The sequence below is a fragment of the Afipia sp. GW821-FHT04G03 genome (assembly GCF_059419985.1).
In genome coordinates, this window is the sequence record NZ_JBWKSV010000002.1 from 297,621 (window position 1) to 319,224 (window position 21,604).

The 21,604-nt window shown below is 63.3% G+C and carries 21 protein-coding genes; 9 read left to right on the top strand and 12 right to left on the bottom strand.

From position 1 onward, the window contains the following. Positions 1-100: 100 nt before the first annotated feature. Together pheS and pheT are read left to right on the top strand one after the other, a co-directional pair. A complete protein-coding gene (gene pheS, locus AC07UB_RS10700) occupies positions 101-1,183 on the top strand; it encodes a phenylalanine--tRNA ligase subunit alpha (RefSeq protein ID WP_494652910.1) in 1,083 nt (360 codons plus the stop codon). Beyond that, entirely contained in the window at positions 1,180-3,603 is a 2,424-nt protein-coding gene (gene pheT / locus AC07UB_RS10705) for a phenylalanine--tRNA ligase subunit beta (RefSeq protein ID WP_494652912.1), read from the top strand. Before pheS ends, pheT begins: the two co-directional genes overlap by 4 nt. A gap of 7 nt (positions 3,604-3,610) precedes the next feature. On the opposite strand, the gene AC07UB_RS10710 is transcribed toward pheT, so the two are convergent. Beyond that, positions 3,611-5,047: a flavin monoamine oxidase family protein gene (locus tag AC07UB_RS10710; protein WP_494652914.1), complete on the bottom strand. Its 1,437-nt coding sequence runs from the start codon at positions 5,045-5,047 to the stop codon at positions 3,611-3,613. A 194-nt stretch (positions 5,048-5,241) separates the two neighbouring features. Between AC07UB_RS10710 and AC07UB_RS10715 the strand changes: the two genes are divergently transcribed. Continuing rightward, the gene (locus AC07UB_RS10715; RefSeq protein ID WP_492791480.1) at positions 5,242-6,126 is read left to right on the top strand and encodes a YiiX/YebB-like N1pC/P60 family cysteine hydrolase; all 885 of its coding nucleotides are present in this window, start codon (positions 5,242-5,244) and stop codon (positions 6,124-6,126) included. A 190-nt stretch (positions 6,127-6,316) separates the two neighbouring features. After that, positions 6,317-7,066, top strand: a complete 750-nt coding sequence (locus AC07UB_RS10720; protein ID WP_492791479.1) for a sulfate transporter family protein — start codon at positions 6,317-6,319, stop codon at positions 7,064-7,066. On the opposite strand, the gene nth is transcribed toward AC07UB_RS10720, so the two are convergent. Then, on the bottom strand, positions 7,063-7,830 hold the full coding sequence (nth, locus tag AC07UB_RS10725) for an endonuclease III (RefSeq protein ID WP_492791478.1): 768 nt from the start codon (positions 7,828-7,830) through the stop codon (positions 7,063-7,065). The two genes, AC07UB_RS10720 and nth, sit on opposite strands and share 4 nt — an antisense overlap. A 22-nt stretch (positions 7,831-7,852) precedes the next feature. On the opposite strand from nth, the gene AC07UB_RS10730 reads away from it, so the two are divergent. Both AC07UB_RS10730 and AC07UB_RS10735 read left to right on the top strand, forming a co-directional pair. Next, positions 7,853-8,377 (top strand): DUF2244 domain-containing protein, encoded by a 525-nt coding sequence (locus AC07UB_RS10730; RefSeq protein WP_492791477.1) that lies wholly within the window; start codon positions 7,853-7,855, stop codon positions 8,375-8,377. 84 nt (positions 8,378-8,461) lie between these two features. Beyond that, complete coding sequence (locus tag AC07UB_RS10735; RefSeq protein ID WP_492791476.1) at positions 8,462-9,376, top strand: methylated-DNA--[protein]-cysteine S-methyltransferase; 915 nt, start codon at positions 8,462-8,464, stop codon at positions 9,374-9,376. A 4-nt stretch (positions 9,377-9,380) separates the two neighbouring features. Here AC07UB_RS10735 and AC07UB_RS10740 read toward each other — a convergent pair whose 3' ends face one another. Then, on the bottom strand, positions 9,381-10,001 hold the full coding sequence (locus AC07UB_RS10740) for a 2,3-bisphosphoglycerate-dependent phosphoglycerate mutase (RefSeq protein WP_492791475.1): 621 nt from the start codon (positions 9,999-10,001) through the stop codon (positions 9,381-9,383). A 28-nt stretch (positions 10,002-10,029) separates the two neighbouring features. Beyond that, positions 10,030-10,845 carry a 4-hydroxy-tetrahydrodipicolinate reductase gene (gene dapB / locus AC07UB_RS10745; RefSeq protein ID WP_492791474.1) on the bottom strand — a complete coding sequence of 272 codons (816 nt, stop codon included), beginning with the start codon at positions 10,843-10,845 and terminating at the stop codon, positions 10,030-10,032. 137 nt (positions 10,846-10,982) lie between these two features. Here dapB and AC07UB_RS10750 point away from each other — a divergent pair, with 137 nt between their 5' ends. Continuing rightward, positions 10,983-11,975, top strand: coding sequence for a hypothetical protein (locus AC07UB_RS10750; RefSeq protein ID WP_494652918.1), 993 nt, complete (start codon positions 10,983-10,985; stop codon positions 11,973-11,975). Positions 11,976-11,978: 3 nt separating this feature from the next. Here AC07UB_RS10750 and AC07UB_RS10755 read toward each other — a convergent pair whose 3' ends face one another. From AC07UB_RS10755 to dnaK, 6 genes are all read right to left on the bottom strand, one after another. Beyond that, positions 11,979-12,284, bottom strand: coding sequence for a DUF1330 domain-containing protein (locus tag AC07UB_RS10755; protein WP_492791472.1), 306 nt, complete (start codon positions 12,282-12,284; stop codon positions 11,979-11,981). 36 nt (positions 12,285-12,320) lie between these two features. Next, positions 12,321-13,031, bottom strand: coding sequence for an orotidine-5'-phosphate decarboxylase (pyrF, locus tag AC07UB_RS10760; protein ID WP_494652920.1), 711 nt, complete (start codon positions 13,029-13,031; stop codon positions 12,321-12,323). A 6-nt stretch (positions 13,032-13,037) separates the two neighbouring features. Continuing rightward, positions 13,038-13,619, bottom strand: coding sequence for an NADPH-dependent FMN reductase (locus tag AC07UB_RS10765; protein WP_492791470.1), 582 nt, complete (start codon positions 13,617-13,619; stop codon positions 13,038-13,040). Between the two features lie 94 nt (positions 13,620-13,713). Beyond that, positions 13,714-14,313: a class I SAM-dependent methyltransferase gene (locus AC07UB_RS10770; protein WP_492791469.1), complete on the bottom strand. Its 600-nt coding sequence runs from the start codon at positions 14,311-14,313 to the stop codon at positions 13,714-13,716. Between the two features lie 92 nt (positions 14,314-14,405). Next, complete coding sequence (gene dnaJ, locus AC07UB_RS10775) at positions 14,406-15,542, bottom strand: molecular chaperone DnaJ (protein WP_494652923.1); 1,137 nt, start codon at positions 15,540-15,542, stop codon at positions 14,406-14,408. A 91-nt stretch (positions 15,543-15,633) separates the two neighbouring features. Continuing rightward, entirely contained in the window at positions 15,634-17,535 is a 1,902-nt protein-coding gene (gene dnaK, locus AC07UB_RS10780; RefSeq protein ID WP_492791467.1) for a molecular chaperone DnaK, read from the bottom strand. A 423-nt stretch (positions 17,536-17,958) separates the two neighbouring features. On the opposite strand from dnaK, the gene AC07UB_RS10785 reads away from it, so the two are divergent. Then, on the top strand, positions 17,959-18,897 hold the full coding sequence (locus AC07UB_RS10785; RefSeq protein WP_494652925.1) for a hypothetical protein: 939 nt from the start codon (positions 17,959-17,961) through the stop codon (positions 18,895-18,897). A gap of 3 nt (positions 18,898-18,900) precedes the next feature. Here AC07UB_RS10785 and grpE read toward each other — a convergent pair whose 3' ends face one another. Next, positions 18,901-19,524, bottom strand: coding sequence for a nucleotide exchange factor GrpE (grpE, locus tag AC07UB_RS10790; protein WP_494652927.1), 624 nt, complete (start codon positions 19,522-19,524; stop codon positions 18,901-18,903). Between the two features lie 90 nt (positions 19,525-19,614). Next, complete coding sequence (hrcA, locus tag AC07UB_RS10795; RefSeq protein ID WP_494652929.1) at positions 19,615-20,703, bottom strand: heat-inducible transcriptional repressor HrcA; 1,089 nt, start codon at positions 20,701-20,703, stop codon at positions 19,615-19,617. A gap of 168 nt (positions 20,704-20,871) precedes the next feature. Between hrcA and rph the strand changes: the two genes are divergently transcribed. Continuing rightward, positions 20,872-21,588 (top strand): ribonuclease PH, encoded by a 717-nt coding sequence (rph, locus tag AC07UB_RS10800; RefSeq protein ID WP_492791463.1) that lies wholly within the window; start codon positions 20,872-20,874, stop codon positions 21,586-21,588. The last annotated feature ends 16 nt before the right edge of the window (positions 21,589-21,604 follow it).

Below are 21,604 nucleotides of genomic sequence, written 5' to 3' on the forward strand. Positions count from 1 at the left end.
GGCCGATACGACCGGAGCGTAGCAACGCTCCGCTGCGTTCGGCTGGGTGACATGATCCCCGCCGGACGGTTCAACCGAAACCGTTCCGCTGGGGCTTGCAATGTCCGACCTCGTTAAACTCGAAACCGAAATTCTCGGCGCCATCGCCGCCGCTTCCGATGAAGCGGCGTTAGAGGCCGTGCGCGTCGCAGCGCTCGGCAAGAAGGGCTCGATCTCGGCGCTGCTCGCGACGCTCGGCAAGATGTCGCCGGACGAGCGCAAGACCGAAGGCGCGAAGATCAATCTCGCCAAGGACAAGGTGACCGAGGCGCTGACCGCGCGCCGCGACATTCTCAAGAACGCAGCGCTCGATGCCCGGCTTGCGTCGGAAACCATCGACGTCACGCTGCCGACCCGCGAGACGCCCGCCGAGCAGGGCCGCATTCATCCGCTCACCCAGGTGATGGACGAACTCACCGCGATCTTCGCCGACATGGGCTTCTCGATCGCCGAAGGTCCGGACATCGAGACCGACGATTACAATTTCACCAAGCTGAATTTTCCCGAAGGCCATCCGGCGCGGGAAATGCACGACACGTTCTTCTTCAATCGTAAGGAAGACGGCTCGCGGCCGCTGCTGCGCACCCACACCTCGCCGGTGCAGGTCCGCACCATGCTGTCGCAGAAGCCGCCGATTCGCGTGATCTGCCCAGGCCGCACCTACCGCATCGATTCGGACGCGACCCACACACCGCAATTCCATCAGGTCGAAGGGCTTGTGATCGACAAGGGTTCGCATCTCGGCCACCTGAAATGGATTCTCGCAGAATTCTGCAAGGCGTTCTTCGAGGTCGACAACGTCACCATGAAATTCCGTCCGTCGTTCTTCCCGTTCACGGAGCCGTCGCTGGAAGTCGATATCCAGTGCCGCCGCGAGAAGGGCGAAATTCGCTTCGGCGAAGGCGAGGACTGGCTGGAGATTCTCGGCTGCGGCATGGTGCATCCGAATGTGCTGCGCGCCTGCGGCATCGATCCCGACGTCTATCAGGGCTTCGCCTGGGGCATGGGCATCGATCGCATCGCGATGCTGAAATACGGCATCAACGATCTGCGCCAGATGTTCGAGTCCGATACGCGCTGGATCAATCATTACGGCTTCAAGCCGCTCGATGTCCCGACGCTGGCGGGAGGGTTGTCGTCGTGAAATTCACCTTCTCCTGGCTGAAAGAGCATCTCGACACCGACGAGCCGCTCGAGAAAATCGCCGACAAGCTCACCATGATCGGGCTCGAGGTCGAACATCTCGACGACAAGGCGAAAGCGCTCAAGCCGTTCACCATCGCAAAGGTGATTTCCGCCGAGCAGCATCCGAATGCGGATCGTTTGCGCGTGTGCATGGTGGATACCGGTGATGGCGGCGCGCCTGTGCAGGTGGTCTGCGGCGCGCCGAACGCGCGCGCGGGACTTGTGAGCGTGTTCTCGCCGCCCGGCACCTACATTCCGGGCAAGGACATCACGCTCGGCATCGGCACCATTCGCGGCGTCGAGAGCCGCGGCATGCTGTGTTCCGCCGCCGAACTGCAGCTCTCGGAAGATCACGACGGCATCATGGAATTGCCGGCCGATGCGCCGCCCGGCGCGCCTTACGCGGAGTGGGCCGGTCTCGGCGACGCGGTGATCGAAATCAATCTCACGCCGAACCGTCAGGACTGCACCGGCGTCCACGGCATCGCGCGCGATCTCGCCGCCGCCGACATGGGCAAGTTCAAGGACCCTGCCCCGAAGCAGATCAAGGGCGAATTCGCTTCGCCCGTGCAGGTAACGATTGAGGACGCGTCGCTGTGTCCGGGCTTCGCGCTGCGCCTGGTGCGCGGCGTCAAGAACGGCCCCTCGCCCGAATGGCTGCAACAGCGCCTCACCTCGATCGGCCTTCGCCCGATCAACGCGCTGGTCGACATCACCAACTTCATGACCTTCGACCGCGCGCGCCCGCTGCATGTGTTCGACGCGAAAAAGGTGACGGGCAACCTCACCGTGCGCCGCGCCAAGGCTGGCGAGACGCTGCTGGCGCTCGACGGCAAGACCTACACGCTCGATGAAAGCATCTGCGTGATTGCCGACGAGCATGGTGTGGAATCGCTGGCCGGCATCATGGGCGGCGAAGCCTCGGGCTGCGACGAGACCACCACCGACGTGCTGATCGAATCGGCGCTGTGGAACGAAATCAACATCGCCCAGACCGGCCGCAAGCTCGGCATCAACTCCGACGCCCGTTATCGCTTCGAGCGCGGCGTCGATCCGGCCTTCATGGTGCCGGGCCTTGAGATGGCGACCAAACTTGTGATGGACCTTTGCGGCGGCACGCCGTCGGAAGTCGTCGTCGCGGGCGCAACGCATGGCGATGATCGGATCATCGAATTTCCCATCGCGGAAGTGAAGCGTCTGGCCGGCATCGAGGTGCCGTTTCCGGAGATGAAGCGCATCCTGAGCCATCTCGGATTCATGATCGCGGGCACCGGTCCCGTGGTGAAGGTCGCGGTGCCGTCGTGGCGCAGCGACGTGCACGGCAAGGCCGACATCGTCGAAGAAATCGTACGCATTGTCGGCGTGGATAGCGTGCCGCTGACGCCGTTCGAGCGTGGCGATGCGCCGCGCAAACCGGTGCTGACCCAGTTGCAGTTGCGCACCCGCCGCTCCAAGCGCGCGCTCGCGGCCCGCGGACTTGTCGAAGCCGTAACGTGGTCGTTTGTCTCCAAGCAGCAGGCCGAGCTGTTCGGCGGCGGTAGCGCTGCCCTCACGCTCGCCAATCCGATCGCATCGGACCTTTCCGACATGCGGCCTTCGCTGATCACGGGTCTCGTCGCGGCGGCGCAGGCCAACGCGGATCGCGGCTTCTCGGACGTGGCACTGTTCGAGGTCGGGCAGATCTTCAAGGGCGACAGGCCCGAGGATCAGTTCATGGCTGCGAGCGGCGTGCGCCGTGGGCTGGCGTCCTCCAAGGGTCTTGGACGTCAGTGGTCCGGCAGCTTCACCGTCGACGCACTCGACGCCAAGGCCGACGCGCTGGCTGTGCTCGCCGCCGCAGGCGCTCCGATGCAGGCGTTGCAGATCGTCTCGGCTGCCGAGTCGAAAAACTTTCCGGCGTGGCTGCATCCCGGCCGCTCCGGCGCGATCCAGGTTGGGCCGCAGAATGTGCTGGGATATTTTGGCGAGCTGCATCCGCGCACGCTCGAAGCACTGAAGGCCGACGGCCCGCTGGTGGCGTTCGAGATCATCCTTGAGCGGATTCCCGACGCCAAGGCGAAGCCGACCCGCGCCAAGCCGCTGCTCGAACTGTCGCCGTTCCAGCCGGTGTCGCGCGATTTCGCCTTCATCGTGGACCGCAGCGTCAAGGCGGGCGACATCGTCCGCACAGCGCAGGCCGTGGACAAGAAGCTGATTACCGGCGTAACCGTGTTCGACGTCTACGAGGGCAAGGGCATCGACGAGAGCAAGAAGTCCATCGCCATCGCTGTGACGTTGCAACCGCGAGAGAAGACACTGACCGATCAGGAGATCGACGCGGTGGCTTCAAAAATCATCGCGGACGTCACGAAGAAGACCGGCGGCGTGCTGCGGGGTTAATCGCCCGTCAGCGCGGCCAGACCATCCCGCGCCCGCTCGGCGGCGGCTCAGCCGTCGCGCGTGATTGACTGCGCTTCGGCTTCTTCTTCGTCTGCTCCGCCACCGGCGAATCCTTCAGCGCGCCGATCTTGCGCAGCGCCGCGTCCGCAGCGCGCTCGCCGGACTCCCATGCGCCACCGACCGTACCCCACTGGGTTTCGTGCGCAGCGTCACCTGCGAAAAACAAACTGCCCAGCGGCTCCATCAAAATCTTCCGCGCCGGCTGGCCGCCGGGCGATGCCGCAGACATGGCGCCGAACACATAAGGCATGTCGTTCCACCGCGTCGCGGTGGTGCGCTTGACGATGTTCTTGATATCCGCGCCGAACAGTTTGGTCAGCCATTCCGTCGCGAACGCCACCATCGCCGCCTCGCCCCGCGCCGACAATTCCGCGCCGAACGAACCCGCGACATCGACCTGACACAGCGACGAGCCGCCGAGATTGGCCAATAGAAAACCCGTGCTGCGGTCGGTACTCTGTTCGATCACGATGTCGTCGCGCGACAGCCCCAGCGGATTGCCCGGCAATTCGAGCGCGATGTGATCGTAGCTGCCGAGCGTGAGTTTCGAGGCGGCGTCCTGCTGGCGCTTCGGCAGGTCAGGCGCGAACCTGATCTTGCCCGAGAGCAGCGCGTTGGTGGACGCCGTCATGATGACGGCTTTCACGGTGAGCGTGCCCGCCGCGGTCTCAAGCTGCGCGTCGCGGCCGCTCCAGACGATGCGCGTCACCGGCGTGGACAGAACGACCGGCAGCGTCTCGCCGAGTTTCGCGATCAGCGCGCCCAATCCCTGACGGCAAGCCGACGGCCCGTCACGCTGCGCCATGGTCACCAGATCGAGCGCGGAGAGATCCCTCAGATCCTTGCCGGTAGCCATCGCGCCGAGCAGAAAATCCGTCGCGCCCGCCCACACGCCCAGTTCCTTCGGCAGGCCGGCGGCGGCCGGCATATCCGCCTTGCCGCGCACGGCATCGCCCATGGCCCGATTGGCGCGCACGAGCGTGGCGAGAAAATCCTCGGCCTCTCCGGCGCGCGCATTGCGGCGGCCGATCCGCATGCGCTGGCCGCGCGGGGCGGGATACATTTCCATGCCGACGCTGCGCGCGAGCTTTGCCGCCGGACTGGTCTCGGCGTTGTAAAGCCAGCGCGCGCCCCGGTCGAACGGCGCGTCGAACGAGGTCGCGTCGGTGACGCAGCGGCCGCCGAGAAGGGACGCAGCCTCGATCACCACGACCTTGCGGCCTGCGGCGGCAATACGGCGCGCAGCGGCGATACCGGCCACGCCTGCGCCGATCACGGCGATCTCGGCATCGCGCGGCAACGGGGCCGCCAGCGCGCTTCGCCCGAAAGGCGAAAACGCCAGCGCCGCCGAACCGGCTAGGAGATCGCGCCGGGAAATTCTCATGTCATGGTTTCCGAAATTCGACCGAAAGTGGGAACTTGAAGCGAACTTGCCGCATCAAAGGCTTCGCGGCAACGGTCATGGTGAACGTTTGATTATTTCGCCGTCCTGTGCATGAACTAAATTGAAATCGCTTCCGACAACAATACGAGGCGGGAAAAGCAGCCAGAAACGTGCCGCGACCTCGGGAGACATTCATGGGCTTCGTGCTCGATACCGTCGGCAAGGTCATCGCCAGGTACCTTCAGAAGGAGGTGCCGGGTTACGAACCCTTCACGCCGAGCGATCCGGAACGGTTGCGCGGGCTGATCGAGCCCGGTGACGTGCTGCTGGTCGAAGGCAACAACCGCGTTTCCGGCATCATCAAGTATCTCACGCAATCGACGTGGTCTCATGCCGCACTCTATGTCGGCCCAATCGACGGCGCGGTTGAGCCCGACGGCGAACCGCATGTCCTGATCGAGGCCAATATCGGCGAAGGCGTCACCTCCGCGCCGCTCTCGAAATATTATCCCTATCACACCCGCCTCTGCCGTCCGGTGGGTCTGTCGTATGAGGACCGCACCACGGTCTGCCGCTACGCCATCAACCGCATCGGCTTCGGCTACGACACCAAGAACATTCTCGATCTGATGCGCTACCTCATCCCGCTGCCGGTGCCGCAGCGCTGGCGGCGGCGCATGATTTCGTTAGGGTCGGGCGATCCGACCAAAATCATCTGCTCGGCGCTGATCGCACAGGCATTCGGCGTGGTGCGCTATCCGATCCTGCCGAAGATCACGCAGGCCGCAAGCCGTCAGGCGCGGCGTGAAATCCTGCACATCCGCGATTCGTCGCTCTACATGCCGCGCGACTTCGACATCTCGCCGTATTTCGAGATCGTCAAGCCGACCATCGTCCGCGGTTTCGATTACACGGCGCTGCACTGGGCCGATACGACCAAGCCGTCCCCGGAGGTGACGGACGAAGCTGATCCCTTTCCAGAGGGAATCTTCGAAACGCCAGAAGCGCCGCTCGCGCCTGTTGCGGCGTTTGAGCAGGCTTCGCAGGAACGGGAACCGGCGCACGAACGCGCCGCGTGATCCTGAATCCGATCTCGAGCGAAGCGGGTAAATCCGCGCCGCATCATTGCGCGAAGCACTTGCGACGAAGCAATCCCGTTCTTGCCGGCTCAAGGATGGATCGCCTTGCTTCGCTCGCCAGGACGCAGTTGCCACTTGCCAGACACCTTCCCCGTACTTAACTCTCGCCAGATTCTTTGGAGGAAGGCCCATGTTTGACGCCGCGCTCAAGGCGTTGTCCCAGATCCTGTCGCCGCCGATGCGCTCCATCCTGTGGAAGTCGGTCGGCCTCGCCTTGGTGCTGATCGTCGCAGCAGCAGTCGCGCTGCAACGAGCACTGAGCTGGCTCGCCGGATCGGGAGAGGTCTGGGCCGAGACCATGATCGGGTCGGACTATCATACCCTTATCAATGTTCTGGCGTGGATCGTCTCGATTGCCGCGGGGCTCGGCATTGTGGTCGGCGCTGTGTTCCTGATGCCTGCGATTACATCGCTGGTCGCCAGCGTGTTCGTCGATGACGTCGCCGACATTGTCGAGCGTGAACACTATCCCGCCGAGCGTCCCGGCGTCGCGCTGCCGGTCGGACGCGCGATCACCGAAGGCTCGAAGACGGCGCTGCTGACGATTCTGGTCTATCTGATCGCGCTGCCATTCGTGCTGGTCGCTGGTGCTGGCTTCATCGTGTTCTTCATCGCCACCGCCTGGCTGCTCGGCCGCGAGTATTTCGAACTCGCCGCCATGCGCTTCCGCACGCCGGAAGAAGCCAAGCTGATGCGCAAGCAAAACAGCGCGATTGTCTTCACGGCAGGGCTGTTCATTGCCGCCTTCGTGTCGATCCCGATCGTGAATCTGGCGACGCCGCTGTTCGGCATGGCGTTCATGGTTCACATGCACAAGCGGCTGTCAGGCCCACGGCCCGAACTGATCGAGCCAGCGCGCAAATCCAGCGTGCCGGTCTAGGCGCCCGTGTAGAGCGACTTTTCAGGCCATTTGCACAGGTCGTTTATAATGCACTTGCCGCAAAACGGCTTGCGCGCGACGCAGGTGTAGCGGCCGTGCAGGATCAGCCAGTGATGGGCGTGGCGCGCGAATTCCGCCGGCACGATCTTGAGCAAGCCCAGTTCGACCTCGAGCGGATTTTTCCCCGGCGCAAGGCCCGTGCGATTGCCGACACGAAACAGATGGGTGTCCACGGCAATCGTCGACTCGCCGAACGCGATGTTAAGCACGACGTTCGCGGTCTTGCGGCCGACGCCGGGCAACGCCTCCAGCGCCTCGCGGCTGCGCGGCACTTCGCTCCCGTGCAGCGCGATCAACTGCTCTGACAGAGCGATGACGTTCTTCGCTTTGGTGCGATAGAGACCGATGGTCTTGATATAATCGCGAACCGTCTCCTCGCCGAGCGCCACCATTTTTTCCGGCGTGTCGGCGACCGGAAACAGATGCCGCGTCGCCTTGTTGACGCCGACATCGGTCGCCTGCGCCGACAGCGCCACCGCGACCAGCAGCGTGTAGGGATTGAGATGTTCGAGTTCACCCTTCGGCTCGGGATTGGCGCTGCGAAAGCGGCTGAAGGCCTCGATCACTTCCGCCTGCGTCCAGGGCTTCGTTCTGGATTTCTGCCTGGATTTTGACTTAACGGCTTTCGATGGCTGCTTGACCGCCTTGGCGACGCGCGCTTGCGGCTTTGGTTTTGAACGGGACGTGATCGCCTTTTTCGCCATGATTTTGGTATAGTAACTCCCGATGGACGACCGCAACGACTTTGATGCTGTGCATGACGCGGACACACCGTTGTTTTCCGCGCGCCTGACGCCGCACCGCTCGCTCAGCCGCGGCGGATTTCTGGCGCTGATGGGAGTTATCACCGTCGTCAGTTTCGCCGCCGGCGTGATGTTTCTGCTGATGGGCGCGTGGCCGGTGCTCGGTTTCTTCTGCCTCGACGTGCTCATCATCTACGGGGCGTTCCGGCTGAACTTCCGCCGCGCCGCCGCGACCGAAGACATCGTGGTGACGCCATATGAAATTCGCGTGCGCCGGGTCAGCCATCGCGGCCATGTGGTCGAGTGGACACTCAATCCGCTCTGGGTTCGGATCGAGCGCAAGGAGCATGCCGAATTCGGCATCGAGAAACTTTATCTGGTGTCGCGCGGACGGCGGCTGTCGATCGGCAGCTTTCTCGGATCCGAGGAAAAAGCCAGTTTTGCCAGTGCGTTACAGATCGCCCTGATCGCCGCGAAACGCGGGCCGACGCTTAATCCGGTCAGCTAGAGCGCGAGCAGAAATCGGGTGGTTGCGCGGCGGCAGGCGGCCTACATCCGGGTCATGATGCATACAGACGCAACGGATGCCGCCATGATGACCGCCACCATGAAATCCTTGCCTGCCGATCTGAAACTCGCAAAGCCCTCGAAGCAGGGCGCTGCATTGCGCGATTATGATTCCGTTCGCCGCGCCATCGGATTCATCTCGGAGCAGTGGCGTACGCAGCCGACCATCGAGGCGATGGCCGATGCCGCGCATCTGACGCCCGACGAACTGCATCATCTGTTCCGGCGCTGGGCAGGCCTTACGCCGAAGGACTTCATGCAGGCGCTGACCCTCGACAACGCGAAAAGGCTGCTGCGCGATTCCGCCAGCGTGCTCGATGCCGCGTATGACTCCGGCCTCTCCGGTCCGGGGCGGCTGCACGATCTGTTCGTCACCCATGAAGCGATGTCGCCGGGCGAATGGAAAAAGGGCGGCGCGGGCATGACGCTGCGCTATGGCTTCCACCCCTCGCAGTTCGGCATGGCCGTGGTGATCGCCAGCGAACGCGGCCTTGCGGGCCTTGCGTTCGCCGACGAGGGCGAGGAGATGGCGGCACTGGCCGACATGCAGCGGCGCTGGCCGCTGGCGACCTATATCGAATCCTTCGCCGAAACCGCGCCGTTCGCCAAACGCATTTTCGATTCCTCGCAATGGCGCGAAGACCAGCCGCTGCGCGTGGTGCTGATCGGCACCGATTTCGAGGTGCGGGTCTGGGAGACGCTGCTCAAGATTCCAATGGGCCGCGCCACCACCTATGGGGATGTCGCGTGCAAGATCTCAAAGCCGAAAGCCTCGCGCGCGGTCGGTGCCGCGGTCGGCCGGAATCCGATCTCGTTCGTGGTGCCGTGCCATCGCGTGATCGGCAAAAGCGGCGCGCTCACCGGCTATCACTGGGGCATCACGCGCAAACGCGCGATGCTCGGATGGGAAAGCGGACAGGCGGCGGGACTCGTCGCCTAGTTCGTTACGCCAGGTCCTTCACCGACGCCACCGTGGCATCGGCGTTCAAGCGATAGACCACCGGCGCGCCGGTGCCGAGCTCGCGTTTCAGGATCTGCTCCGGCGTCAGCTTTTCCAGCACCATGATCAGTGCACGCAGCGAATTACCATGCGCCGCCACCAGCGTGCGTTCACCACGCAGCACGGCCGGCAGGATTTCCTGCACGTAGTAAGGCAGCGTGCGCGCCAGCGTGTCTTTCAGGCTTTCGCCGCCGGGCGGCGGCACGTCATAGGAACGTCGCCACACCAGCACCTGCTCCTCGCCCCACTTGGCGCGCGCATCATCCTTGTTCAGCCCGGACAGATCACCGTAGTCGCGTTCGTTCAACGCGAGATTCCTTGTAACCGGAATTCCGGTCTGGCCCATTTCCTTGAGTGCGAGGTCGAGCGTGCGCTGCGCGCGCGTCAGCACCGACGTGAACGCCACGTCGAAGGTCAGTCCTTCATCCTTCAGCTTGCGCCCGGCGGCGACGGCTTCCTTGACGCCGAGTTCAGTGAGGTCGGGATCTTTCCAGCCGGTGAACAGATTTTTCAGATTCCATTCGCTCTGGCCATGACGCACAAGCACGAGAAGACGGTCGCTCATTCTTTCAATTCCGATTTTGACAATGGGTTCAAAAGGCGCCGATGCCGAGCACGTCGGCCATGGTGTAGAAGCCGGGCTTCTTGCCCTGCGCCCACATCGCCGCCTTGAGCGCGCCGCGCGCGAAGATCATCCGGTCCTCCGACTTGTGCGCAAGCTCGATGCGCTCGTAAGGACCGGCAAAGATCACCGTGTGGTCGCCGGTCGCGGTGCCGCCGCGCAGCGTCGCGAATCCGATGTCGCCCGCGTTGCGCGCGCCGGTATGGCCATCACGCGCGCGCACCGAGTGCTGTTCGAGATTGATGCCGCGGCCGTCCGCCGCCGCCTGCCCCAGCAGATAGGCCGTGCCCGACGGCGCGTCGATTTTCGCCTTGTGGTGCATTTCGAGAATTTCGATGTCGAAATCCTCATCCAGCGACTTCGCGACCTGCTTGACCAGCGCCGCCAGCAGATTGACGCCGAGACTCATGTTGCCGGACTGGACCACGATGGCCTGCGACGTCACGCTGCGGATCACGGCGTTGTCGGATGACGACAGCCCCGTGGTGCCGATGACATGGACCAGACCGCGCTGGGCGGCGATGGCGACATTGGCGATGGTGGCGGCCGGCACGGTGAAATCCAGGATGCCGTCGGCGTTCTTCGACAGCGACCAGAGATCGCAGGACAGTTCGACGCCGTTGGCGGGGAGCCCCGCCAGCACGCCTGAGTCCTGACCCAGCAGCTCGGAGCCCGGCGCTTCCAGCGCGCCGGCCAGCACCGCACCCGGGGTCTCGTCGATGGCGCGGATCAGCGTTCGGCCCATGCGGCCTCCGGCTCCGGCAACGATCAGGCGCATATCGGCCATTTCCAGCCCTCAAAACCCGTTTTAAAACCTGTTCTTGCGGTATAGCGGCGCCGGGGCGCGGCGGCAACCATGAGGTCACGCAAGCGTCATGCGGACATCCTAACGCTCCATGTCAGACTGACCGAGGAACAACCTCCATGCGCCTGCTGTTTGCCGCATCCGCCGCGATGCTCGCGATGACCGCTTTGCTCCCATCCGCTGGTGCCGCTGAGCGCATCGGCGGTGACAACGCCTTCTCGTTCGTGGCGCTCGGCGACATGCCCTACAATCTTCCCGACGATTACGCGAAGTTCGACCGGCTGATCGCGGCGGTCAATGCGCTGAAGCCCGCCTTCACCCTGCATGTGGGCGACATCAAATCCGGCGCGCTTCCGTGCAGCGACGACGTGCTGAAAAAATCCTACGACCAGATCCAGACCTTCGAGGGCGCGCTGGTCTACACCATCGGCGACAACGAATGGATCGACTGCCACCGCAAGGCTGCCGGAAGCTTCAATCCGCGCGAGCGGCTGGCCAAGCTGCGCGAGATGTTTTTCGCCACGCCGGGAAAATCGCTCGGCAAGACGCCGCTCGACGTTGAAAGCCAGGCATCGGTAATGCCGGAATTTTCAACCTATGTGGAGAACACGCGTTTCGCCAAGAATGGCGTGATGTTCCTGACTGCGCATGTGCCGGGCTCCAACAACGGCTTCGAGGCGCAGGACCTCGAGGGCGTGAAAGAGTTTTTCGCCCGCGACAAGGCCAACGTCGCATGGATCGAGGCGAGCTTCGCCAAGGCCAAGGCGGACAACGCCAAGGCCGTGGTGATGTTCGTGCAGGCGGAATTCAACGAGGCGCGGTTTCCGAACGGCGCGATGCCGCGCCAGTCCGGCTTTACCAACACGCTCGACGCCATCGAAGCCGGCGCGAAGGCTTTCGGAAAGCCGGTGCTGCTGATCCACGGCGACGAGCATTATTTTTCCATCGCGCCACTGCGCAACAGCAAGGGCAGGCCGATTCCCGGCGTCAACAAGCTGATGGTCTATGGCGACACACTGGTTCACGCGGTCCGCGTGATCGTCGATCCCGACAGTCCCAACGTGTTCGGGTTCGTGCCGCTGATCGTTCCGGAAAACGGGATGGGAAAATAACTTTCAAGGCTGCTCGCCGTCATAGCCCTCGATGATGACGATCTCGCCGCTGGAATGCGGCGCCCGAGCCTTCACAAGATCCGCATATTCCGGCGATTTGTAGCAGGCCAGCGCGGTCGCGTAGTCCTTGAATTCGAGCACGACATTGCGCGAACGGGCCGGGCCTTCATGCGCTTCGTGGGTGCCGCCGCGCACCAGAAACTTCGCGCCGTATTTCTTGAACACCGCGCCGTTGTGAGCGACGTAATCCCGCTTGTAGCCGTCGAGGTCATGCACATCGATGCGCGCGATCCAGTAACCCTTGGCCATTGTTGTCTCCCTTGTTCTGATTGAGCCTTGTTCGGTTCAGCCGGCCGCCTGAGCAATTTCCGCGGCGATGGCATCCGCCGCCGCTTTTGGATCGGACGCTTCCACGATGGGCCGCCCGACCACCAGATAATCCGCGCCTGCGGCAATGGCGCGACCCGGCGTCATGATGCGCTTCTGGTCGCCCACGGCGCTGCCGGCGGGGCGAATTCCCGGCGTCACCAGCGCCATCTGCGGGCCGACGATACCGCGCACGGTGGCCGCCTCCTCGCCGGAACACACCAGCCCGTCGATGCCGAGCGCCTGCGCCTGCAACGCCCGCGCCTTTACAAGCTCGGACACGCCGAACCGCGATCCCGTCGCGTGCAGATCGTCGTCGTCGTAGGAGGTCAGCACCGTCACCGCGAGTATCTTCAGCGACGATCCGCGCGCCTCGACCGCCGCCTTCATGGTCTGCGGATAGGCATGGACCGTGAGGAACGTCGCACCGAGCTTCGCGATGTTCTCGACGCCCTTCCCGACCGTGTTGCCGATGTCGTGCAGCTTGAGATCGACGAAAACCTTCTTGCCGCGATCCGCGAGTTTCGGAACCAGTGAAAGACCTCCGGCATAGGCGAGCTGATAGCCCACTTTGTAGAAGGTCACGCTGTCTCCGAGCCGCGTGATCAGCGCCTCGGCGGCCTCGACGCTGGAGAGATCGAGCGCGAGGATCAGCCGGTCGCGGGCGTCAATCGTGTGTGCTTGCATCATGCGGCCTCACATCATCTGTTGGGCGACATCGATCAGCTGGCGCAGTGTTCCGCGCAACTGTTCGGCGTCGCCGGGTTCCTTGAGGCGATCCATGTCGTCGAACGCGTGACCGGCGAAGGACAGCGCCATCTGTTTCGGGATCACCGTCGCGCCGCAGCCCAGCGCCAGAATCTGGCGCAGCGCCATCAGAACACGAAGGCCGCCGAATTTTCCGTCGGATGCGGCGCCGATCGCAAAGGCGCGCTCGCGAAACACCTGACCGAACGTCTCGCCGCGATCGCGCACCCGCGTCGTCCAGTCGATGGCGTTCTTCAGAAGCGGAGGCACCGATGAATTGTATTCGGGGCTGACAATGAACACGCCGTGATGCGCGCCGATCATGCGCTTGAGATTGACCGCGTTGGCCGGCACGCCTGACTTCGCCTCGAGGTCGCCATCATAGATCGGCAGCGGATAGTCGGCGAGCGAGATCAGCGTCACCTCGACATCGAGCAGCGCCAATTCCCTGACCACCACGGCGGCGAGCCGCGCATTGAACGAGCCGGTGCGCAGCGAGCCCGGAATGACGAGAATTTTCAGCGCGGCCATGATGTCAGGACTAAAACGTTTTCCGGCGCAGGGAAAGCCGGTTCACCGTCTTCCTCCACCCCTCCGTCGTGGAGAGGTCGGCGCACAGCGCCTGTTAGCCCTTGCGATAGACCCAGACACGGGCCGGGGGCAGATTCATCCAGATCCGCTCGGAAGCCTGGGTCTGAATACCAGGCAGCGATTTCGGGATCGGCGGCGCCACCGAATAGGTGAACTGGATGAAAGGCGCGCCGGCTTCCATTTTCAGGAACGCATCGCGCATCAGCTTCATGCGGATCATCATCGGCTTGGTGACAAGCGGCAGGCCCGACACCATCGCAGCGGCGGGCTCTTTCAATTCAGATAGCGTCTGGTCGAGATTGTAGGCGTCGCCCTGAATCACGGTCGCCTGCGGGTAGCGCTCGCTCAGCAGCGCGCAAAACCCCGGATCGAATTCCACCAGCAGCAGGCGCTTCTCGGCCACGCCGTGCGCGATCAGCGCATCGGTAATCGCGCCGGTGCCGGGGCCAAGTTCGATGACAGGTCCATCGGAATGAATATCGACGTATCGGGCAACCGCGCGGGCCAGCACCTTGCTGGAGGGCATCACCGCGCCCATGCGAAGCGGCTTTTCAATCCATGAGCGGAGAAAACGAACTTCGTCATCGAGACGAAGCGGTTTCTTCAACGCACGCACGGAGGGCTGGGGGGCCATGTCACTTCCAACGGAGCCCGGGGCCGGGCGGGGCGTCAAATTTCCTTCACAAATGGATACAAGCGCAAGCAAAAAGCGTCAAGAAGGAGCGCTTATGGCGTATTGGCGCGGGTCCCGAAGAAGTCCTTGACCATCTTGAAGAAACCGGCGGCTTCAGGCTGGGTTTCCCCGGACGACAGTTTCTCGAACTCGGCAAGCAGTTCTTTCTGCTTTTTGGTCAGATTCTGCGGGGTTTCGACCACAACCTGCACATACATATCGCCCATCTGCCGGGAACGCAGCACAGGCATTCCCTTTCCGGCGACGCGGAAGCGGCGGCCGGACTGGGTGCCCGAGGGCACCTTCACCCTGGTCTTGCCGCTGTCGATGGTCGGAACCTCGAACTCGCCGCCCATCGCCGCCGTCACCATCGACACCGGTACGCGGCAGTGCAGATCCGCACCGTCGCGCTGGAAGAACTTGTGCGAGGCCAGCGACAGGAAAATGTAGAGATCGCCCGCAGGACCGCCCTGCACGCCCGCCTCGCCTTCGCTGGCGAGACGAATACGCGTGCCGTCCTCGACGCCCGCCGGAATGTTGACCGACAGCGAGCGATCCTTGGTGACGCGCCCCGAGCCCGAACACGATGCGCACGGCGTTTCGATCATCTGGCCGCGGCCCTGACAGCCCGGGCAGGTGCGCTCCAGCGTGAAGAAACCCTGCGCCTGACGCACGCGGCCTGCGCCGCCGCACATCGAGCAGATCTTCGGCTTGGTGCCGGCCTTGGCCCCGGTGCCCGAACACGGTTCGCAGGTCACCGCGACCGGAATGTCGATCTGTGCGGTCTTGCCGGAGAACGCTTCCTCCAGCGTGATTTCCATATTGTAGCGCAGGTCCGCGCCGCGCTCGCGGCCGCCACGGCCGCCGCGCTGTCCGGCCATGCCGAACAGGTCTTCAAAAATATCGGAGAATGACGACGCAAAGCCCGCGCCAAACCCGGCGCCATGACCGCCGCCATTGCCCTGCTCGAACGCGGCATGGCCATAGCGGTCGTAGGCGGCGCGCTTGTTGCCGTCCTTGAGGATCTCGTAGGCCTCGGAGATTTCCTTGAACTTGTGCTCGCAGGCTGGATCGCCCGGATTCTTGTCCGGGTGCCATTTCATCGCGAGCTTGCGGAAGGCCGACTTCAGTCCGGCTTCGTCGATGGAGCGTTCGACTTCCAGTGTCTCGTAATAGCAGGTCTTAGACATTGCTAATCTGGGTCATGCGAGTCTGGATCTGTAAGCGGTTCGGTTCACCGTGAAAAGCCTCCCCTTGAGGGGGAGGCTGATCATGAGCGGGTTACGCGGACTTCTTGTTGGTCTTGTCGTCGTCGACTTCCGTGAACTCGGCGTCGACGACATCGTCCTTCGCAGCGTCCTTCTTGGCGTCGGCCTCGGCCTGCTGCGTGTACATCGCCTCGCCGAGCTTCATGGAAGCCTGCGCCAGCGTATTCGATTTGGTCTTGATGCCTTCGGCATCGTCGCCCTTCAGCGCTTCCTTCAGATCGGCGAGCGCATCTTCGATCGCCTTGCGCTCTGGCTCGCCCACCTTGTCGCCATGCTCGGCCAGCGCCTTCTCGGTGGAATGCACCAGCGCGTCGGCATGGTTCTTGGCGTCGACCGCCTCGCGGCGCTTCTTGTCCTCGGCCGCGTTGGCCTCGGCGTCCTTGACCATCTTCTCGATGTCGCTGTCAGACAGTCCACCGGACGCCTGAATGCGAATCTGCTGTTCCTTGTTGGTCGCCTTGTCCTTCGCCGACACATTGACGATGCCGTTGGCGTCGATGTCGAACGTGACCTCGATCTGCGGCATGCCGCGCGGCGCCGGCGGAATTCCCATCAGGTCGAACTGACCGAGAATCTTGTTGTCGGCCGCCATCTCGCGTTCACCCTGGAACACGCGAATGGTCACCGCGCCCTGATTGTCCTCGGCGGTCGAGAACACCTGGCTCTTCTTGGTCGGGATCGTGGTGTTACGCTCGATGATGCGGGTGAAGACACCGCCCAGCGTCTCGATGCCGAGCGACAGCGGCGTCACGTCGAGCAGCAGCACGTCCTTGACGTCGCCCTGCAGCACGCCGGCCTGAATCGCAGCACCGATGGCGACGACCTCGTCCGGGTTGACGCCCTTGTGCGGCTCCTTGCCGAACAGCTGCTTCACGATTTCCTGCACCTTCGGCATGCGCGACATGCCGCCGACCAGAACAACCTCGTTGATCTCGGCAGCCGAAAGACCAGCGTCCTTCAACGCCTTGCGGCAAGGCTCGACGGTTTTCTGAATCAGATCATCGACCAGCGCTTCAAACTTCGCGCGGGTCAGCTTCATGGTCAGATGCTTCGGACCGGAGGCATCCGCCGTGATGAACGGCAGGTTGATTTCGGTCTGGGTCGTCGACGACAGTTCGATCTTCGCCTTTTCAGCGGCCTCTTTCAGGCGCTGCAAGGCGAGCTTGTCGTTGCGCAGGTTGATGCCCTGCTCCTTCTGGAATTCGTCAGCGAGATAGCCGACCAGACGCATGTCGAAATCTTCACCGCCGAGGAAGGTGTCGCCGTTGGTGGATTTCACCTCGAACACGCCGTCGCCGATCTCCAGGATCGACACGTCGAACGTGCCGCCGCCGAGATCGTAAACCGCGATGGTGCCCTGCTTGGTCTTGTCGAGGCCGTAGGCGAGCGCAGCCGCCGTCGGCTCGTTGATGATGCGCAGCACTTCAAGGCCGGCGATCTTGCCGGCGTCCTTGGTGGCCTGACGCTGGGCGTCGTTGAAATAGGCAGGAACGGTGATGACCGCCTGATCGACCTTCTGGCCGAGATGGGCTTCGGCGGTCTCTTTCATCTTCTGCAGAATGAACGCGGAGACCTGCGACGGCGAGTAGGTCTGGCCATCGGCCTCGACCCAGGCGTCGCCGTTACCGGCCTTCACGATTTTGTAGGGGACGAGCTTCTTGTCCTTTTCGACCGTCGGATCGTCGTAACGGCGGCCGATGAGGCGCTTGACGGCGAAGATGGTCTTTTCAGGATTGGTGACAGCCTGGCGCTTGGCGGGCTGACCGACGAGGCGCTCGCCGTCGTCAGTGAAGGCGACGATGGACGGGGTCGTCCTCATGCCCTCGGCATTCTCGATAACTTTCGGCGTTTTGCCATCCATTACGGCAACGCACGAATTGGTGGTGCCGAGATCGATCCCAATGACCTTTCCCATGGTCCTCATATCCTTCTTTTTGCGGCAGGTTGGCTGGGCCCATCAGGCGCACCAATCCAAACCCCCAATATCAAATATTCGCGACGTCGCGACGCTCCGCCTCATATAGGAGGGGGGCATGGCCCCGCAAGGACCGGCCCTTGTAAACAGGCAGGAAAATGAATTTTCACGAGCGCAAAACCGAGCCCGCCGGGGCGCGCGGACGGCGGCCAATGCGCCAATTTGCAACGAATCGGGCCTTGATCTGTTGGTCCGGCACGGAAACAGTTGGCGCCTCGCGACCTCACCCCGAACCGGCCCGGAGCGGTGGACCGAAGCCAGATCCGAAATACAGATCAGAGAATACCGGGCCGTGATCCGGAGCCTCTGGTCTGGCGCGATTCCGACCATCGAACGGCCTCAATACGACATCAGTCAGGTTTCATGAAAACGATCGCACGCGTTCTCGCCTTTGCCGCCCTTGTCTCCGCGGGCCAACCCGCCCTTGGAGCCGAGCCCGTGTTCCCGCCCGGTGCGCGCGTCGGACTGGTGCCGGCCGAAGGTCTCGCCGTCGCCAAGGAGTTTCTGGGATTCGAATCCGCCGACCAGAAGATCAAGGTCGGCATCGCAGAAATTCCGGCCGCCGCGTTCACCACGGTCGAAACCGCGGTGAGCGAGGGCAAATCCACCGGGCAAGGTTCCAAGCCCGAAGCCTTCGAAGCCGCGGGGGGCAAGGCTTACATCACCTCCGATACCGGCAAGGATGGAAGCACGGCGATCCGGATGTATTCGCTGATCGTGTCGGGCGGCGACAAGTTCACCGGCTACGCCATTGTTCAGGTGCGCGACGATGCCGCCAAGCCGCTGTCCGACGAGGCCGTGCGCAAGATGCTGGCGTCAACGACGCTGCGCAAGGAAGTCCCCGTCGAGGAACAGCTCGGCCTGATGCCTTTCAAGATCGGCGAACTCAGCGAGTTCAAGACGGTGCGCACGCTGGCGCCGCGCTCATCGATCCTGCTGACGGACGGCACCGAAGACACCACGCTCGACGGCGCGCCCTACATGGTGATCGGCATGGTTGGCGGCGGTCCTGAAAAACCGGACGATCGCGGGCGCTTCGCGCAGCAGGCCGCGGCGACCATTCCCGGACTGCGCAATGCGCGCATCACGGCGAACGAACCGATGCGGATTGAAGGCACGCCCGGCTATGAGACGCGGATCGATGCCGTCGCCGGCAAGGACGACACGCCAGTCACGGTGGTCCAGTGGCTGAGATTCGGCGGCGGGTCGTCGCTGCGAATCATCGCAAGCGCGACGCGCGAGGAATGGCCGAAAGCCTTTCCGCGATTCCGCGCGGTTCGTGACGGCATCAACGCGCGCTAGGAATCATTCCTGCGCGGCTGCCGGTGCAGCCTTCGCGCCGCCCTTGGCCACCGCCACCAGCGCCGGCCGCAGCACACGCTCGCCGATCGTGTAACCGCCCTGCACGACCTGCACGACGGTGCCCGACGGCACCGAGGAATCCGGCACTTCGTACATCGCCTGATGGAAATTCGGATCGAATTTCTCGCCGAGCGGATCGAGCTTCTGCACGCCGTTTTTCTCCAGCGTCTTGTGCAACGACCGCTCCGTCAGTTCGACACCCTCGATCAGCGCCTTCAACCCGGGATCGGCGGCTTCGCGTGCTTCCATCGGAACGGCATCGAGCGCGCGCTGCAGGTTGTCCGCGATGTCGAGCACATCGCGCGCAAAGGACGTGATGCCGTAGGTCCGCGCGTCCGCGACTTCGCGCTGGGTCCGCTTGCGCAGATTTTCCATCTCGGCGAGCGTCCGCAACGTCCGGTCCTTGGCGTCCGCGACTTCCTTCGTGAGCGCCTCAACCGAGCCCTCTTCGGGGTCGTCGGGCATCACGTACGGCTTTGAGACCACAGGTTCCTTGTCCGCTGCGGCATTCGCCGTGTCCGGCGCGGACGTGCCCTGCGGCTCCTTCTGCCCATTGGAATTCGCCATAACTCACCTTTTCAGAAAATCGTCGTCGTGAATGCGGGATTGTTAACCCCGCATATCGTGGTTTAGGCGCGGAAAATCAAGCGCTTTGGATTATTGACCGATCAGACGGCTGACAATCCGGGCCGCGTAATCGACCATCGGAATGACCCGCGCGTAGTTCAGCCGGGTCGGGCCGATCACGCCCAGTACGCCGACAATGTGTCCGGCGCCGTCGCGATAGGGCGCGATGATGGTGGAGGAACCGGACAGCGAGAACAGCTTGTTCTCGGAGCCGATGAAGATGCGCACGCCATCGGCGCGCTCGGCGCGGCCGAGCAGGTCGATCACGCCTTTCTTCGCTTCGAGATCGTCGAACAGCAGGCGCACCCGCTCGAGATCTTCCATCGCATGAAGATCTTCCAGCAGATTGGCATGGCCGCGAACGATAAGTTGCCGCTCGTCGCTGGCGCCGCCGGACCAGCTTGCGATTCCGGCGGTGATGACCTTCTGCGTCAGTTGATCGAGTTCGGAACGGCTCTCGGTCAGCGCCGCTTCGAGTTCGATGCGAGCCTCTGCCAGCGTACGTCCGCGAATCCGCGCGTTGAGAAAATTGGAGGCCTCGGTCAGCGCCGATGTCGGCACGCCCGGCTGCAACGGCAGCACGCGATTTTCCACCTGTCCGTCTTCGGCAACCAGGACCACCAGCGCCTGCGTCGGCTCCAGCCGCACGAATTCGATATGCTTCAGCCGCACATTCGACTTCGCGGTGAGCACGACGGCTGCGGCACGTGTGAGCCCCGACAATCGCGTCAAGGCATCGCTCAGCGCCGCCTCGACCGATTGCCCTCCGGCCGATTTGAGCTGGCTTTCGATCGACTGCCGTTCCGGCTCGGTCAGATCGCCGACCTGCATCAACGCATCGACGAAGAAGCGCAATCCCAGTTCGGTCGGCAGCCGCCCGGCGGATGTATGCGGCGCATAGATCAATCCGAGTTGCTCAAGATCCGACATCACGTTGCGCACCGACGCGGGCGACAGCGGAACCGTAATCAGACGCGAGATGTTGCGCGATCCGACCGGCTCGCCGGTCGCAAGATAACTCTCGACGATTTGACGAAAGATATCCCGGGAGCGCTCATTGAGCTGGGCCAGCCCGGCGTTCGGTGTAATCAGGTGGCTGATCGGGTCGTGGTGGGCCAATTCGGGCTCCAAACGGGTTGTTCTCGCTACAATTGTCCATCGCGGGGCAACATGACAAGCGTCATTCTCCGACATGCTCTCCGGCCCGTTATCTTCCCTTGCCGCTGCGGTCCCGACCCCCTAAAAGCAGCGCCAAATCAAGGTTTCCCGAATTTCAGGAGGTTTTTCATGCGGCCAAGCCGTCGCGCGCCCGACGAACTGCGCCCCGTCACGCTCGAACGCGGCGTGGTCAAATACGCCGAAGGTTCCTGCATGGTGAAATTCGGCGACACCCATGTGCTGGTGACCGCCACCCTGGAAGACCGGCTGCCGCCGTGGCTTAAGGGTCAGGGCCGCGGCTGGGTCACCGCCGAATACGGCATGCTGCCCCGCGCCACCCATGAACGCATGCGCCGCGAATCCGCCGCCGGAAAACAAAGCGGCCGCACCGTCGAGATTCAGCGCCTGATCGGGCGATCGCTGCGCACCACCGTCGATCTCGTGGCGCTGGGCGAACGCCAGATCACCGTGGACTGCGACGTCATCCAGGCCGACGGCGGCACACGCACGGCGTCGATCACCGGCGCATGGGTCGCGCTGGCGGATTGCCTGTCGTGGATGAAGGCACGCAACATGCTGAAGAACGACAATGTGCTGCGCGACAACGTTGCCGCGATCTCGTGCGGAATCTACAACGGCACGCCGGTGCTCGATCTCGACTACGCGGAAGACTCAGAAGCCGAGACCGATGCGAATTTCGTCATGACCGGCGACGGCCGCATCATCGAAGTGCAGGGCACCGCCGAAAAAACGCCGTTCTCGCAGGACGAGTTCCTTGCGCTGATGGCGCTCGCCAAGAAGGGCATTGCCCGGCTGGTAGACCTGCAAAAAATGGCGGCGGCGTAATTTCCCGCTTCCCACC